The following is a 14,277-nucleotide window of genomic DNA, read 5'->3' as shown; positions in this document are numbered from 1 at the left end:
AGTTCTCAATGCAACTAGTCTTTGTCATCAGGGTTCAAAGTGCGCGTTTGGGCATTATCAATGTTTGCATAGCGATTCATATTATTGATTTTATCGCTATCAGGCCCTTCACTACGGACAGTTTCTTCATTGATATTATCATCAAAACCATTACCTGGCTGATCACGGCGATCAGGCTGACGTGCTGGATTATCATTTTTGTTAACATGTTCAGACGCTACCACACCTTCTTCAAACGTATCAGTGCCTTTATTTTCGCTAACGTTTTCTTCTAATTCATCATGATTCTCGACTGTTTGCGAATCATTTAGTGTTTCATGAGTATCAGTTTCTGCTATTTTAGTTTTACCTAAAGCGGGATCTCTGGTTTCCATTGTCTTGTCCTTATTATAATTATCGTTTATGTCACTAAAATTTTAATGTACCATTTATAGCGATCTTACTATGCCATTTACGACGATTATCTATTTATAGCAATTATCAGTCGGCTTTTCTGCTTAAATCATGAGCATTCAACTCTGCAACGTTTTTGCCACCCGCCGGTAAGTTCTCTTCTTTACGTGGGTCAGCGTATATTTCGTCAGTCTCTTGAGAGTCTTGTTCAGGACCATCTATTTCTGGCTCGTGCTTGCGTCCTTCGTAACTGTCTTTAGGGTTATCTGATACTGTTGCTGCTGGGTCGTCCACAACCACTTTTTCTTCATTATTTTTCTGTCCTTGAATCGTCATGGTCTCTCCCTCGCACGATTATTATTTATTAGTTGCTAATTTGGTATTTTAATTTGAGTGCCAATATGGACTATTATTTATCAGTACGTAATGCATCATCAATAAAAGGTGTTTGCTCTTCTTCACTTAGCTGCTCGGGAGCATCAGTTTTACTACTGTCTTTTAGGTTCTTTTCTATTTCTTGACTGTTCACTTGATCAACCGCTTTTTTGATATCTGAGGTGTCATTGTCTGTAGTGCTCATAATATATTCCCTGTTCTTTATAGTTCGATTATTTTAGAAACTTTATGACACTATATAAGTGTATGAAGTACAAACAAATAAGTCTTCGATTACAGATCAGATAGCGTCACAATCGAGATTAATTATAAGTAGGACAACGTGTATTGCACCAGTGTACTGCCGTATCAATATGTGAATAAATGTGAGGTTACAAGACAGTTTGTAACTTTTTCAGTTGGTCAGCACAAAAAAACCAAGCACCAGTATTCACCAGTGCTTGGTTGGATAGCTAATTAAAGCGCTAGAAATCTGCTAAATGCATTTTGACAAATTAGTTAGACTCTTCAACACGGTTGATCAGTTTCAATAACTGCTCTTGTGCGACGTGAGGCTCTTCGCCTGCCACTGGTTGTCGCTGCTGCCATACACCTGTGCCATTCAGTGTCCATGCTTGTACATTGTCTTGTAAGTAATTGATCAACCCATCCTGATAAATCTGCTTAAACAGCTTTCTATTCTCAATCGGGAATGCGACCTCAACCCTATGGAACAAGTTACGATCCATCCAGTCGGCACTACCACAATACAGACGCTCATCACCGTCATTGTAGAAATAATAGATACGGGTATGCTCCAAAAACCGACCAATAACAGAGCGTACGGTGATGTTCTCAGACAGCCCTTTTACTTGCGGACGTAGACAGCACATAGACCGTAGTATCAGCTCGATTTTGACGCCTGCCTGCGACGCGTCATATAGTTTATCGATAAGACGACGCTCAGTCAGGGCGTTTGCCTTGATAATGATATGAGCGCGCTTGCCTGCTTTGGCATGAGCGATCTCATCATCGATAAAGCTCATCAGTTTGTCGTGCAAGGTAAACGGCGCATGTAGCAGTTTTTTGAGATTGGCAGGTTTACCCATACCTGTTAGCTCTTGAAAAATCTTATGTACGTCTTCTGAGATATCAGGGTCAGCACTGAACAAGCCATAATCCGTATAGACTTTAGCGTTAGCCGCATGATAGTTACCAGTTCCTAGATGTATATAGCGACGGATTCTATCTTCCTCACGGCGTACGATGAGCATGAGTTTGGCATGAGTCTTGTAGCCGACGATACCATAGACCACAACTGCCCCTGCCTCTTGCAAATAATTGGCAACAGCAATGTTAGAGGCTTCATCGAAACGGGCACGCAACTCGATAACAGCCGTCACTTCTTTGCCGTTGCGAGCAGCTGCAGCTAGCGCTTTGACAATTTCTGAATTGGTACCTGAACGATATAGTGTCTGCTTAATCGCCAACACTTTGGGGTCGCTCGCTGCTTGCCAAAGCAAGTTGATAATGGGCGAGAAGGCATGAAAAGGATGATGCACGAGCACATCGCTCTTACGCAGCGCAGCAAACATACTGGTCGACTTGTCTGACTTGTCCATCTCTCGGCGGAATGCTTTTGGCACGACATGAGTAAATGGCTGATAGCGCAGTGCAGGAAGATTAAAATCAAAAAGCAAACGCGTCAGATTGACAGGACCATTGACACGGTACAGCTGATTGTCATGCAACTCAAACTCATTGAGTAAATAATCGCTAATATGGGCAGGACAGTTTGTGGTCACCTCAAGACGAACCTTGTCACCAAAGCGGCGGTTTTCAAGCTCACCCTCTAGTGCTTTGGCAATGTCTTCAACGTCATCTGCCAAATCTAAATCGGCGTTGCGTGTGAGTCTGAACTGATGACAACCGGTCACGCTCATACCCGGGAACAACTCACCGATATGCTCATGAATGATGGCGGAGAGCATCACATGATGTTCTTTGCCGCCAGTCAGCTCATCAGGCAGACGAATGACACGCGGTAGACTGCGAGGTGCAGGTACAATCGCCAAGTTAATATCACGACCAAAGGCATCTTTGCCCTCTAGTGTCGCGATAAAGTTCAAGCTTTTATTAACCAAGCGCGGGAATGGGTGGGCAGGATCAATACTGATGGGGGTCAATACAGGCAATACTTGCTCAGTAAAATAACGCTTCATCCAAGCAGACTGCTCAGCATTCAGCTCATCTCGCTTTAGATAGCGAATATCTTCGAGCGCAAGTGCGGGCAAAATATCTTCATTAAGAATACGGTACTGCTCACTGATCGCAGCATGAGTAATAATGGATATCTCGTTTAGCACTTCGCTCGGACGCATACCGTGGGCGCTGGTTGATACATCACCGATATTGAGCTTTTGCATGATACCAGCGACACGAATCTCAAAGAACTCATCGAGGTTGGATGAAAAAATAATCAAAAAGAACAAACGCTCAAGCAACGGGTGGCGACTACTGGATGCCTGTGCCAACACACGTAGATGGAACTGTAATAGAGACAAATCTCGATTGATATAACTGCTGGGTGAATAGCTGCCATCTTCTGAGCGCTGCCACTCTATTTCGGCTAGTTCCTCACGATGACTGCTTACACTCATGTCTTGATTTGTATTTGCGCCCGTATCTTCGCTGTGATGATTGACATCAATCATCTCGCTCGCATCACCACTACCCTGATTGTTGTTTGTCTCTACCACGTTGTTACTCCTTTTGCGTTATCGATACGCCATCATCTTATGTCTATCTAAAATCATCTCGCCCGTAATACGACTTAACCAATGGCTTTTTCAAAGATTATCAGCTGTTGTTGTATTTTTGACCGATATTTCTTTTATTTTTCGTCACCCTTACTGCTTTACTCTGCCTACGATGGATTTACACTGCTATATAAACGACTGTAACGACTGTCCGGTTAATACGGTTGTTTATTCCTAATTTACTTCTAAGACGCTTGCGGCAATGCAGCGTTTTTCATTCGCTTCTTGATAATTGCCTGTTTATTGCGCAGACGTCTGTCCCCTTGGTTGTCCTCGTAATACTTTGGGTTAGTGAGCATGGCAATCAGTAGCGCTGACTCATCTCGATTCAGATTGGCGGCTGACTTATCAAAATAATGATGCGCCGCCGCGTCGATACCATAGATGCCGTTGCCGAACTCTGCCACATTGAGATAAGCGGTCATAATACGCTGCTTATCCCATAGCGTTTCAATCATGATGGTGATGACAGCCTCTTCCGCTTTACGGACATAGGAGCGATGCGAGGTCAAAAATAGGTTTTTTGCCAGTTGCTGCGTAATGGTTGAGCCACCAGCAGACGTCGTGCCAGTCTCTTCGTTTTTCTTTTGTGCCGCCTTGATACCTTTTATATCAAAGCCATTGTGCTGACTGAACGTCGAGTCCTCACTCACGATTGCCGCTTGCTTGGCAGACTTGGCAATAGCATCATACTCAGCCCATGTCTGCGTCACCGTGCCACCCGTGAGACGATGAGTCAGCATAAACATGCTGTTATTGATCGGCTGAGTTTTCCAGATTAATAACAGCCCAGCGACCAAGACATGAAAGGCGACGAGTAATAACATGATTGCCAATAACAGTCGTTTGATAAATGTGCCAAAACTTGTCATGTGCGATATCCGAGTGATTAAAAAAGTAATAAATGAACGCTCTATTGATGACCAAGAAACAGCGACGAGCCCATCGTCACCAATCTACTCTTTGCTCTTAGTCATTAGCAGTCAGCTATTGGTCTTCAATAATGACCAATAGCAGGTCATCTTACCTAATCTCACAATCGCTGTCATTATTTACCCCACTTCTTTATGATGTAATAATCACTGGGGTATTTTAAATTTTAGCTCAGCGCGTACTACTAGCAGGTACTGTCAGCGCTTGCTATCAGCACGTACTAAGAGTAGGCGCCTTTTAACCAGTATTAAGATAAGAGAATAACCATGTCCGACAATAACAATTCTCATAATAGCTCACACAACAGCTCGCATAACGACTCACATAATAGTATAGAAATATTACGAGCGCGTGTTATTGCAGAGTACCCTAGCCTTGGAACTGCTGAAAACAGTCATAAATGGTGGCTACTGGGCACCTCTGGTTGTCATTTATGTGATATCGCTGAGCAAATAATCTTACAGTTTCAGGCCGTACAACCAATCACTTACCACAATGTCGATATTGCAGACTTTGATGAGGCACTTATGATGGATTTTGCCACAACTATTCCCGTCATTTTGACGCCATCTAGACGATTAAACTATCCGTTTTCGGTGATGGATTTACAGCAATTACTTGTTTGATAGCAGTCGTCTTATAGTAAAGACACCGTATTACGATGATAGAGTGGTGAGAAACGATGCAAGATTTAAAGAAGGTAACCGAAATCGAAGATTTACGCCGTGTCGCCGAGCGTAAAGTACCTCGTATGTTCTATGATTATGTGGATTCCGGCTCATGGACTGAGACGACTTATCGTAGTAACGAGACTGACTTTGATCGTATCAAGCTGCGCCAACGGGTGCTGGTCGATATGGACAATCGCAGTCTAGCGACACAAATGATTGGCGAGTCCGTCAATATGCCCGTTGCCATCGCTCCGACTGGGTTCACTGGTATGATGTGGGCAGATGGCGAGATTCATGCTGCGCGTGCCGCCGAAAAATTTGGCGTGCCCTTCTCGCTCTCCACCATGAGTATTTGCTCTATCGAAGATGTCGCCAGTCATACCAGTGCGCCGTTTTGGTTTCAGCTCTATGTCATGCGTGATCAAGACTACGTGGCCAATCTAATCCGGCGAGCAAAAGAAGCCAATTGTTCGGCACTGATTCTTACAGCGGACCTGCAAGTGCTCGGACAACGTCATAAAGACATTAAAAACGGGCTATCTGCACCGCCCAAACCCACATTAACCAATATCATGAATCTCATGACCAAACCGCAGTGGTGTATGAATATGCTAGGTACCAAACGTCGCACGTTTGGTAACATCGTGGGACATGCTAAGGGTGTCGAAGACTTGTCCTCTCTGAGCGCTTGGACAGAAGAGCAGTTTGATCCACGCTTGAGCTGGGATGATGTGGCGCGTATCAAAGACATGTGGGGCGGCAAGCTCATCATCAAAGGTATCATGGAGCCTGAAGATGCCATCATGGCCGCTCGTAGTGGCGCGGACGCCCTAGTCGTCTCAAACCATGGCGGGCGTCAATTGGATGGTGCATTGTCTTCTATCTCTGCCCTCGCAGACATCGTACAGGCAGTACAAGCCGAAAACAGCGATATCGAGATCTGGCTAGACAGTGGTATCCGCTCTGGGCAAGATGTGCTAAAAGCCATTGCATTAGGTGCGAAAGGCACAATGATCGGACGCTCCTTCCTTTATGGACTGGGCGCTTATGGTGAAGATGGTGTACGCCGTGCTCTCGAGATCATCTATAAAGAATGTGATATCTCAATGGCATTCTGCGGTCATACGGATATCAATAAAGTAATGGACGATATCTTGGTAAAAGGCACTTATGAGAATCTCAAAATTGGTCAATTTTAGAGCTATCCATTTTTAAGAACTTCCGATCTCTAAGAACTGTCTCTTCTTAAGAGCTAGCTAGTTTTAAGAGCTATCAGCCATTAAAGCTATATAAACTTGTGCCATGATGACTTGCGGATACATAACATTATTTGCGCATACCCTTTATACTATATATACAATATTTTGATGATATCTCGCGTTTATGACCATTTTGCAATTATTAAAAACAGCCCCTATCACTACCTTGCTATTAGCCAGCTTTATTGGGCTGTTTGTCTTGCAGATAGTGACAGGGGTCGATGCCAACAACCCATCGACTGAAGCATTGCTCTCATGGGGTGCCAACGCCCTACCTTTTACGATGAGTGACGAGCCCTGGCGATTGGTCAGCAGTGCGTTTTTGCATATTGGTCTCATGCATCTGCTATTTAACGGCTTTGCCATGTATTTCTTTGGACAGATTGCCGAGCCTATGTTTGGCTCAGCCAAGTTTTTGGCGTTGTTTTTGTTGGCGGCTATCGGTGGTAATTTGCTCAATAACTATGTCACATGGCAGGGTATTATAGACGGTACAGGACAACCTGGCATATCAGCTGGTGCCTCTGGCGGTATTATGGGTATTGGGGCGGCATTATTAATCGCGGCACTATTTAAGATATTGGTCAATGGTATGGTGCTGAACCTTAAGAGCTTGGTATTTATCATGGGTATCAACCTTGTTTACGGTTTTGCCGTACCAGGTATTGATAATGCTGGTCACATTGGTGGCGCGATTACCGGACTGGTCATTGCCTTAGCTTTTGTGATTGGTTATCGTCAGCGAGTGGCTGTCGCACTGCAAAACGCAGCGTTTCAGCAGCAGCGCAATGCTAACCCTTATCAAACCACCCATCATTATGGGAAGCAAGATAGCGATCAGTACAACAGTAAGTACAATTCACAATATAATGATCAACTCAATAATCAGGATAGTCATGACAGCAATGATGATGCCCATTTACCTCCCCTAGATACTGATTTTAACAATCAAAATGCTGGTTTGGATAGCCGTCAACCTACACTAGACCGATATGATTCCGAGATAGACAGCTATAATAGTAATACGCGAGATATACGTAGCAATGACATGAATCACAGCACAGTTAGGCATACCGCGTCACCTGACCACCCAGATCACAATAATATTACTCAGCCCACAGCCCCACCCAAAGAACCTATAAAGCCTGCAATCATTTGGCAACTACTGCCTTGGCTTGTGATGCTACTGATCAGCATCGGATTTGTCTGGTGGTGGCAAGATATTCATGAGCAGTTACTACAAGTACTAAAATCCATTGAGTAAATGCTCATACTTAACTATCATTGCTATATAGCTCTCACGCATAGCCTACTTATTTAGATTATTGCTTTTTTATTGACGCTTTTTTACTGACGTTTTCGAGCACGTTTTATCTGATGCTATTACCCAGTTATCTATACTCACTCACGAGACCCAATTATGTCAAAACTTGCAGCGCTACCTCATATCTCGACACGCACTATGCTTAGCGCGTTGACTGCTACTGCGCTATTTAGCGTAGCAAGCCTCTCTAACGCCGCACTGTTCAAAAACCTACCTGCTGATCAAGACGCTGAGCTGAGCGTTGGGGTCAATGTGATGGCAGTCAACTCATCCTATGATCTAGAAGACAGCACGGAAGTACGTGTGCTGCCCGGTATCTTTTATGACAATAATAAGTTCTACGCGCGCGGTGCCCAAGCTGGCGCGTACTTAGTCAATGATGGTACCAATGAGCTGTCTATCTATGCGCAGCCATCGGGCAATAGCTTTGATCCTGACGACGCCAATGGTGACTTGCAAGGTCTCGATGAGCGCAAACTCTCAGCAGCTGCTGGTCTGAGCTATCTGCGCCGCACCCCTATTGGCGGTATACGTGCTCAGTTTGACACTGATGTGTTGGACCGTAGTGGCGGTAACTCTGGTCGTTTGACCTACCTTGCTAGAATCAGCAAAGGCAAGCTCACCGTCTATCCAAGCATTGGCTTTGAGTATCACGATGCTGACTATAACGAATACTACTATGGCGTCAGTGAAGAAGAGTCAGCAGAAACGGGCGTTGCCGCTTATAAATCAAACTCAAGCTTGAATCCGTATGTCAGCGTGAGTGCTAACTATGACTTCAGTGATAAATGGGCGGGATTTGCCAATCAAAGTGTGAGCTATGTACCCAATGAGCAGTACGATAGCCCAATGGTCGACTCACGTACTGAAGCGGCAACGACACTTGGTCTGCTTTATAAGTTTTAATTGAGATTTGATGTTTGATGTGGAGAAGGCTGAGCGGTTTGCTCGGCCTTTTTCTGGTTTAGAATGAGCTAAATTAGAAGGTGTTATTTCGAGTACTCACAAGATATATGCAAACGAAAAATAACATCTGATAAGCAATGAGTTTTATTGATAATAGATAAAATGACTTATGATTCAATCATATTTAAACTGGAATATGAAAAATGCAGCAACTACCTTTATATCGTCGTGATAAAACGCTGTGGCAACAGCTCGCCTACTCACCGTCAACGTTCATGTCTGATGATGGTTACGACGTCAGTTATGATAAGCAGGCAAAAGCGCGTTATGCCTTATTAATCGAGCTGCAATATGACTTACAAGCGCAGGATGAAGCGCTGGTCAGATATCTATTCACGCAAGATATTTTGAATCATCAGGAGGGTTCAATATGGGGTGTGAGTGATGCTCTTGTTTTAAATGCTTACTTGCTCGCCAGCTTTAAAAATCCAGACGACATCCCTTTGTTCTACAACGCTAAGCATTCAAATTTTGATGCCAGTTTTGTCATCGATAACGAGTTTATGTTTTATGCGTTAGAAGATAAAACAGGGAGATTCATCAAAAATAACTTCCCAGAGATTTATGATGATTTACAAGAATTATATTCTCAATACAGTTGTGCTAGTGCGTTAGAAGAATGGTGGACGCAACTATCGAGTAACTACCCCAAACAAGAGGCTGATGAGCACTTATATACTTTGTATCAGCGCCATTTATATTTAGATAACTACGAGCTCGCCAAAAAATATCTTGAAGCATGGAACGAGACGACCCCTGACTCGGTCAATAAACAGAATACCTTAAAGCATGCCTATACTGAATTAAAAGAATACTTAAAAGTCATCGAACTACTAAAAGAGGAGCTGGCAGCCAGTGACTCACATTGGGATAGCATTAGCTGCTATAGAGATTTATTGGACTTTTATATTAAAACAGAGCAATCAGAAAATGCCTCAAAAACAGTTGATTGTATCGATAAAGAATTAGAAGAATTTAGCGACTGGAAAAACGTAGGGTTGGGTCGTATGACTATCGAGAAAATTTTTGAATTTAGTTTATTGGCTGACAACACTGCGTTCGGTATCAAGGCTTTTAATATAGCGTACAAATGGTTAAGAAAAATTAAATACGACCTCTCATACGTTGGGCTCGATACTGCGCTAAAAGCTGCGAATAAGTACCACTTAACCATACAGGCAAATAAGTTAGAAAAATTGCTTATGGCCGTACAGTATAGAACTGAAAAAGACTTGATGCCAAAAAGCTGGCTCAAGCTGTTCTTAAGACGATTTTTCTAAATAAGAGGTTAAAAATAAAAACCTTAACATCCTTTAAATATTTGCAAATAAACTAGGATGCTTGCTATATGCACAGTACGTTAACTATAAAAAAAGACCTTGTCACACGACAAGGTCTTTTTGATTTCTAAGCTCTCAGTGGCACAAATACGATGCTGCTACCAGAAAGACGAGTGCAAATGGTACTTATCGTACATTAAGCGAGTCTGACGCCGTAGCAGGTCACTATTTGGTCTACTGCTTACTTAGGATGTACCATATCAGCAGGAATGACCCACTCATCAAATTGCGCTTCAGTTAATAGCTCTAGCTCAACCGCCACTTGCTTCAAGGTTTTGTTTTCTTTATACGCCGTTTTAGCGATTTTTGCTGCATTTTCATAGCCAACATGACGGTTCAATGACGTTACTAGCATCAATGAGTTGTGCAAGAAGTCATCAATTTTGTCTTTTACTGGCTCGATACCAACGGCACAGTTTTCGTTGAAGCTGTTGCAAGCATCACCAAGCAGTTTGATAGACTGCAACAAGTTAAACGCGATCACTGGCTTATAAACGTTTAGCTCGAAGTTACCTGATGCACCAGCCATGCTGATAGTTGTGTCGTTACCCATGACCTGAGCAACAACCATGGTCATTGCTTCCGACTGTGTTGGGTTTACTTTACCCGGCATAATAGAAGAGCCTGGCTCATTTTCAGGAATCGTCAACTCACCTAGACCACAACGAGGACCTGATGCCAACCAACGTACGTCGTTAGCGATTTTATTTAAACTGCCTGCTAGCGTTTTTAGAGCGCCTGACGCAAATACTTCGGCATCACGAGCGGCTAGCGCTTCAAATTTGTTTGGTGAAGTAACAAACGGTAAGCCAGTCAAGGTTGATAGCTGCTCAGCTGATTTTACTGCATAGTCAGGATGGGCGTTTAGACCAGTACCTACCGCAGTACCGCCTAGTGGCAATTCATATAGACCTTGTAGCGCATTGTCGATACGAGTTAACGCGTGGTCAAGTTGGCTCACATAGCCGCTGAACTCTTGGCCTAGGGTCAATGGCGTCGCGTCTTGCAAATGCGTACGACCGATTTTTACGATGCTATCGAATTCTTTGGCTTTTTTATCCAAAGTATCACGCAGTGCTTGTACCGCTGGGATCAACAAGCTATTGATCTGACGAGCAGCCGCCACACGAATCGCTGTTGGGAAGCTGTCGTTGGTAGACTGTGCATGGTTGACATGATCATTTGGGTGAATTGGCGTATAGCTGCCACGCTCAGAACCCGCGATTTCGTTGGCACGGTTGGCCAGTACTTCGTTCATGTTCATGTTTGACTGGGTGCCAGAACCTGTCTGCCATACGACGAGTGGGAACTGATCGACCAGACCACCATTGATGATTTCATCAGCGGCTTGTACGATGAGATCACGCTTGTCGCCTTCGATACGCTCTAGGCTTGCATTGGTAATCGCAGCGGCTTTTTTGACCAGTGCCATCGCTTCAATCATCGGACGCGGCAATGTTTCGCCGCCAATTTTGAAGTTTTCGCGGCTACGCTGGGTTTGCGCACCCCAATAAGCATCAGCTGGGACTTCTACGTTACCCATGGTGTCTTTTTCGGTACGAGTTGCCTGATTCTGTGTCGACATAACTACCCTCTTTACTGGTTTGTTGTTTTATGACTGCTCTAAAAAATGCAACATCTGCTGCACATAAAGGAGAATACGATATAAAGTGGCGTTATGATAGCATGACTAGGACGTGTTGAATATTCACAAATCGCCTCGGTCAACGCCTAAAAACGAATGTCTAAAAATGCCCTTTATCAATCTGATATCTCATTGGATAGTCTACTTATGCACTCTGAAACAATACTCGCTGAGCCAAAAACGCTTAACTCACAAGAAACGGCGTTAAGTAACCCACCTAGACGACACTTTACCCGCCAGCGTCGTCAATTAACGGATGTTGCACGGCGACAATATGCTTTATCTGCAAGCTTGCATTTGTCTAAGTTACAGCAGCGCTTGCCAGCACATGCACGTATCGGAATATATTATGATGGATTTTGCGAGCTACCCACTCAGCCACTGCTGGATTGGTGCGGGCGCTTAGGCTATTTACCTCATTTACCTGTAGTTGGTTCGCTCGGCAGTGATGATAAACGATTGCGTTTTGTGCCTGTTTATCATTCAAAACTCGTCAACGTACCAACCCGTATTCATCGTTTGGGTATGAAGCAAAATCATCATCGTCGTTTGCTGTGGGCGCACGAATTAGACGTTATTATCTGTCCGTTAGTCGCGGTAGATAATCACGGCAACCGCATGGGCATGGGTGGCGGTTTTTATGATACGACACTTGGCAAAAGCTATCGCTCAGGGGCGTCAAGACCGCTTAAAATTGGCTGGTGTTATGATTTTCAGGTGGTTGAAGCGTTACAACGTCAGCCGTGGGATGTGCCGTTAGATGGCTTAATTACGCCAAGCAGCATAAGGTGGTTTTGATGAGTGATAACAATAAACAGTCTGATAAAAAAGACTCTAGCGCTGCTGATTCCAGTGCAGACAGTGTGGATGAGTATTTGCAAACATTAGGCAATGAGGACGCTAGGGTGCAACGTTACTACAGTCAAGAGCAACCCTTTAGCGCTGATGAGATGGCACGGCTCGTTAGTGAAGAACGCTTAAATGCGTTGCTGGCGGACAGTGATGCGTTTTTGGGTAGTTTGAATGGTGAGATTAAGGATTTTGATGAAGATTATTAGAAAACGCATCGATTGAGCGATTAGTAGAGATAGAAAAAGGGCGAGCATAGCTGCTATTCGTGATAGTTGCCATACCCACCCTTCTTATCAAACATAACCATTCAAATCATTTATTACAACACCATCGCCGCAATCCAACCAAATGCCAGTAGCGGAATGTTATAGTGCAAGAATGTCGGCACTACACTGTCTTTGATATGGTCATGCTGTCCATCAATATTAAGACCAGAGGTTGGTCCCAATGTCGAATCTGACGCAGGCGAACCGGCATCACCCAGCGCACCAGCCGTACCAATAATCGCAACGGTTGCGAGTGGCGAGAACCCCAAAGAGATACATAGCGGCACATAAATCGCGGCCAAAATAGGAATGGTCGAGAAGGACGAGCCGATACCCATGGTCACAATCAGACCAATGAGGAGCATGATAAACGCCGCCATCGCTTTGTTACCACCGAACAGTGACGCCGCCCCATCAACGAGTGGCTGAATCTGCTCAGTGGCTTTCATCACTTCAGCGAAGCCCTGCGCCGTAATCATAATAAAGCCAATCATCGCCATCAGCTTGATACCGTCATTAAAGACGCCATCAGCCTCATGCCATTTCACCACGCCCGTCGCCATAAATACACCAAAGCCAAACATCGAGCCGAGCAGTAGCGAGTCGGTATAAAGCTGCACCACAAAAGCAGTAACAATAGCAGCCAGTGCGACTAGCGTTTTTAGCTTACTTTGTGACTGAGCGTCAGCTGCGGTTTTGCTTAGGGCATCCCCTTCGACAGCCGCATCATGCGCTTGTTTGTCTATCGCTATCTGCTGATACTCGCGCGGCTTACGGTAGCTAAAGAATACAGCGACTAGCAGACCAAGTAGCATGCCGAGCGCAGGAATCGCCATGGCCTTCACCACAGAGATATTACCAACATCAATACCCGCTTCACCCACGTTTTTTAGCATAATCTGATTGAGGTAAATATCACCAAATCCATAAGGGATAAACATATAGGTGGTAACCAGTCCAAACGTAATCAAACAGGCAATCAGGCGTCTATCAATGTGCATACGGTTGAACGCCAGTAGTAATGGCGGTACCAGTAGCGGAATGAAGGCAATATGAATAGGGATTAAGTTTTGGCTAAAGCAGCTCATGGTGATAAGACCTGCAAACAGCATATACTTAATCATGCCACTCGTACCAGCAGCATCAATGCGTCTAATCACCGCCCCTGCCAACGACTGCGGCAAGCCTGAATGCGCAATCGCTACTGCAAAAGCTCCCAGCAAAGCATACGATAGCGCAATCTGTGCGCCATTACGAATCCCTTCTTGAAAGGCGTCTAACGTATCGGTGATACCAAGACCCGCCAATAGCCCACCTGCCAATGCCCCGATTAATAAACTGAGCACTACGTGCACTCGCGACAGTGACAGCCCTAGCATAATGATAACTGCCAGCAGTACCGCATTGATGGCCATGTATTGCCCCTTGTTTTTT

Annotated in this window: 14 protein-coding genes; 7 read left to right on the top strand and 7 right to left on the bottom strand. The window is 44.4% G+C overall.

The window, feature by feature from the left end; translation table 11 throughout:
- Nucleotides 1-14: 14 nt before the first annotated feature.
- The 5 genes from ACTXGL_RS07495 to mtgA form a co-directional block, all read right to left on the bottom strand.
- Complete coding sequence (locus tag ACTXGL_RS07495; protein WP_443525965.1) at nucleotides 15-374, bottom strand: hypothetical protein; 360 nt, start codon at nucleotides 372-374, stop codon at nucleotides 15-17.
- Nucleotides 375-480: 106 nt separating this feature from the next.
- Nucleotides 481-729, bottom strand: coding sequence for a hypothetical protein (locus ACTXGL_RS07490; protein ID WP_443525963.1), 249 nt, complete (start codon nucleotides 727-729; stop codon nucleotides 481-483).
- A gap of 73 nt (nucleotides 730-802) precedes the next feature.
- Entirely contained in the window at nucleotides 803-973 is a 171-nt protein-coding gene (locus tag ACTXGL_RS07485; protein ID WP_319051273.1) for a hypothetical protein, read from the bottom strand.
- 310 nt (nucleotides 974-1,283) lie between these two features.
- Nucleotides 1,284-3,428 (bottom strand): polyphosphate kinase 1, encoded by a 2,145-nt coding sequence (ppk1, locus tag ACTXGL_RS07480; protein WP_443526059.1) that lies wholly within the window; start codon nucleotides 3,426-3,428, stop codon nucleotides 1,284-1,286.
- A gap of 344 nt (nucleotides 3,429-3,772) precedes the next feature.
- Nucleotides 3,773-4,459 carry a monofunctional biosynthetic peptidoglycan transglycosylase gene (gene mtgA / locus ACTXGL_RS07475; RefSeq protein ID WP_443525961.1) on the bottom strand — a complete coding sequence of 229 codons (687 nt, stop codon included), beginning with the start codon at nucleotides 4,457-4,459 and terminating at the stop codon, nucleotides 3,773-3,775.
- Nucleotides 4,460-4,786: 327 nt separating this feature from the next.
- Here mtgA and ACTXGL_RS07470 point away from each other — a divergent pair, with 327 nt between their 5' ends.
- The 5 genes from ACTXGL_RS07470 to ACTXGL_RS07450 all read left to right on the top strand — a co-directional run bounded on the left by ACTXGL_RS07470 (nucleotide 4,787) and on the right by ACTXGL_RS07450 (nucleotide 10,020).
- Nucleotides 4,787-5,146 carry a glutaredoxin family protein gene (locus ACTXGL_RS07470; protein WP_443525959.1) on the top strand — a complete coding sequence of 120 codons (360 nt, stop codon included), beginning with the start codon at nucleotides 4,787-4,789 and terminating at the stop codon, nucleotides 5,144-5,146.
- 56 nt (nucleotides 5,147-5,202) lie between these two features.
- Nucleotides 5,203-6,390, top strand: coding sequence for an alpha-hydroxy acid oxidase (locus ACTXGL_RS07465; protein ID WP_443525957.1), 1,188 nt, complete (start codon nucleotides 5,203-5,205; stop codon nucleotides 6,388-6,390).
- 184 nt (nucleotides 6,391-6,574) lie between these two features.
- Nucleotides 6,575-7,714 carry a rhomboid family intramembrane serine protease gene (locus tag ACTXGL_RS07460; protein ID WP_443525955.1) on the top strand — a complete coding sequence of 380 codons (1,140 nt, stop codon included), beginning with the start codon at nucleotides 6,575-6,577 and terminating at the stop codon, nucleotides 7,712-7,714.
- Between the two features lie 156 nt (nucleotides 7,715-7,870).
- Entirely contained in the window at nucleotides 7,871-8,680 is an 810-nt protein-coding gene (locus ACTXGL_RS07455) for a MipA/OmpV family protein (protein WP_443525954.1), read from the top strand.
- 203 nt (nucleotides 8,681-8,883) lie between these two features.
- Nucleotides 8,884-10,020, top strand: coding sequence for a hypothetical protein (locus tag ACTXGL_RS07450; protein ID WP_443525952.1), 1,137 nt, complete (start codon nucleotides 8,884-8,886; stop codon nucleotides 10,018-10,020).
- A gap of 241 nt (nucleotides 10,021-10,261) precedes the next feature.
- Here the strand turns inward: ACTXGL_RS07450 and fumC are convergent, their stop codons facing one another.
- Nucleotides 10,262-11,665, bottom strand: a complete 1,404-nt coding sequence (gene fumC, locus ACTXGL_RS07445; protein WP_443525951.1) for a class II fumarate hydratase — start codon at nucleotides 11,663-11,665, stop codon at nucleotides 10,262-10,264.
- Between the two features lie 207 nt (nucleotides 11,666-11,872).
- Between fumC and ACTXGL_RS07440 the strand changes: the two genes are divergently transcribed.
- A complete protein-coding gene (locus ACTXGL_RS07440; protein WP_443525949.1) occupies nucleotides 11,873-12,523 on the top strand; it encodes a 5-formyltetrahydrofolate cyclo-ligase in 651 nt (216 codons plus the stop codon).
- Nucleotides 12,523-12,783, top strand: coding sequence for a hypothetical protein (locus tag ACTXGL_RS07435; RefSeq protein WP_443525948.1), 261 nt, complete (start codon nucleotides 12,523-12,525; stop codon nucleotides 12,781-12,783). The genes ACTXGL_RS07440 and ACTXGL_RS07435 overlap by 1 nt, the downstream gene beginning before the upstream one ends.
- Before the next feature lie 113 nt (nucleotides 12,784-12,896).
- On the opposite strand, the gene ACTXGL_RS07430 is transcribed toward ACTXGL_RS07435, so the two are convergent.
- Nucleotides 12,897-14,258, bottom strand: a complete 1,362-nt coding sequence (locus ACTXGL_RS07430) for a Na+/H+ antiporter family protein (protein WP_443525946.1) — start codon at nucleotides 14,256-14,258, stop codon at nucleotides 12,897-12,899.
- Nucleotides 14,259-14,277: the final 19 nt, after the last annotated feature.

Origin of the sequence: Psychrobacter sp. T6-6 (assembly GCF_052258185.1) — a bacterium.
In the GTDB taxonomy this organism is placed as follows: Bacteria; Pseudomonadota; Gammaproteobacteria; order Pseudomonadales; family Moraxellaceae; genus Psychrobacter.
Note: the sequence above shows the minus strand (reverse complement) of the source record. Positions and strands in the feature narration are given on the sequence as shown.

What these genes read in the sequence shown, in the direction of transcription:
- ACTXGL_RS07495 (WP_443525965.1), bottom strand. Translation starts at nt 374, where the DNA reads ATGGAAACCAGAGATCCCGCTTTAGGTAAAACTAAAATAGCAGAAACT.
- ACTXGL_RS07490 (WP_443525963.1), bottom strand. Translation starts at nt 729, where the DNA reads ATGACGATTCAAGGACAGAAAAATAATGAAGAAAAAGTGGTTGTGGAC.
- ACTXGL_RS07485 (WP_319051273.1), bottom strand. Translation starts at nt 973, where the DNA reads ATGAGCACTACAGACAATGACACCTCAGATATCAAAAAAGCGGTTGAT.
- ppk1 (WP_443526059.1), bottom strand. Translation starts at nt 3,428, where the DNA reads ATGAGTGTAAGCAGTCATCGTGAGGAACTAGCCGAAATAGAGTGGCAG.
- mtgA (WP_443525961.1), bottom strand. Translation starts at nt 4,459, where the DNA reads ATGACAAGTTTTGGCACATTTATCAAACGACTGTTATTGGCAATCATG.
- ACTXGL_RS07470 (WP_443525959.1), top strand. Translation starts at nt 4,787, where the DNA reads ATGTCCGACAATAACAATTCTCATAATAGCTCACACAACAGCTCGCAT.
- ACTXGL_RS07465 (WP_443525957.1), top strand. Translation starts at nt 5,203, where the DNA reads ATGCAAGATTTAAAGAAGGTAACCGAAATCGAAGATTTACGCCGTGTC.
- ACTXGL_RS07460 (WP_443525955.1), top strand. Translation starts at nt 6,575, where the DNA reads ATGACCATTTTGCAATTATTAAAAACAGCCCCTATCACTACCTTGCTA.
- ACTXGL_RS07455 (WP_443525954.1), top strand. Translation starts at nt 7,871, where the DNA reads ATGTCAAAACTTGCAGCGCTACCTCATATCTCGACACGCACTATGCTT.
- ACTXGL_RS07450 (WP_443525952.1), top strand. Translation starts at nt 8,884, where the DNA reads ATGCAGCAACTACCTTTATATCGTCGTGATAAAACGCTGTGGCAACAG.
- fumC (WP_443525951.1), bottom strand. Translation starts at nt 11,665, where the DNA reads ATGTCGACACAGAATCAGGCAACTCGTACCGAAAAAGACACCATGGGT.
- ACTXGL_RS07440 (WP_443525949.1), top strand. Translation starts at nt 11,873, where the DNA reads ATGCACTCTGAAACAATACTCGCTGAGCCAAAAACGCTTAACTCACAA.
- ACTXGL_RS07435 (WP_443525948.1), top strand. Translation starts at nt 12,523, where the DNA reads ATGAGTGATAACAATAAACAGTCTGATAAAAAAGACTCTAGCGCTGCT.
- ACTXGL_RS07430 (WP_443525946.1), bottom strand. Translation starts at nt 14,258, where the DNA reads ATGGCCATCAATGCGGTACTGCTGGCAGTTATCATTATGCTAGGGCTG.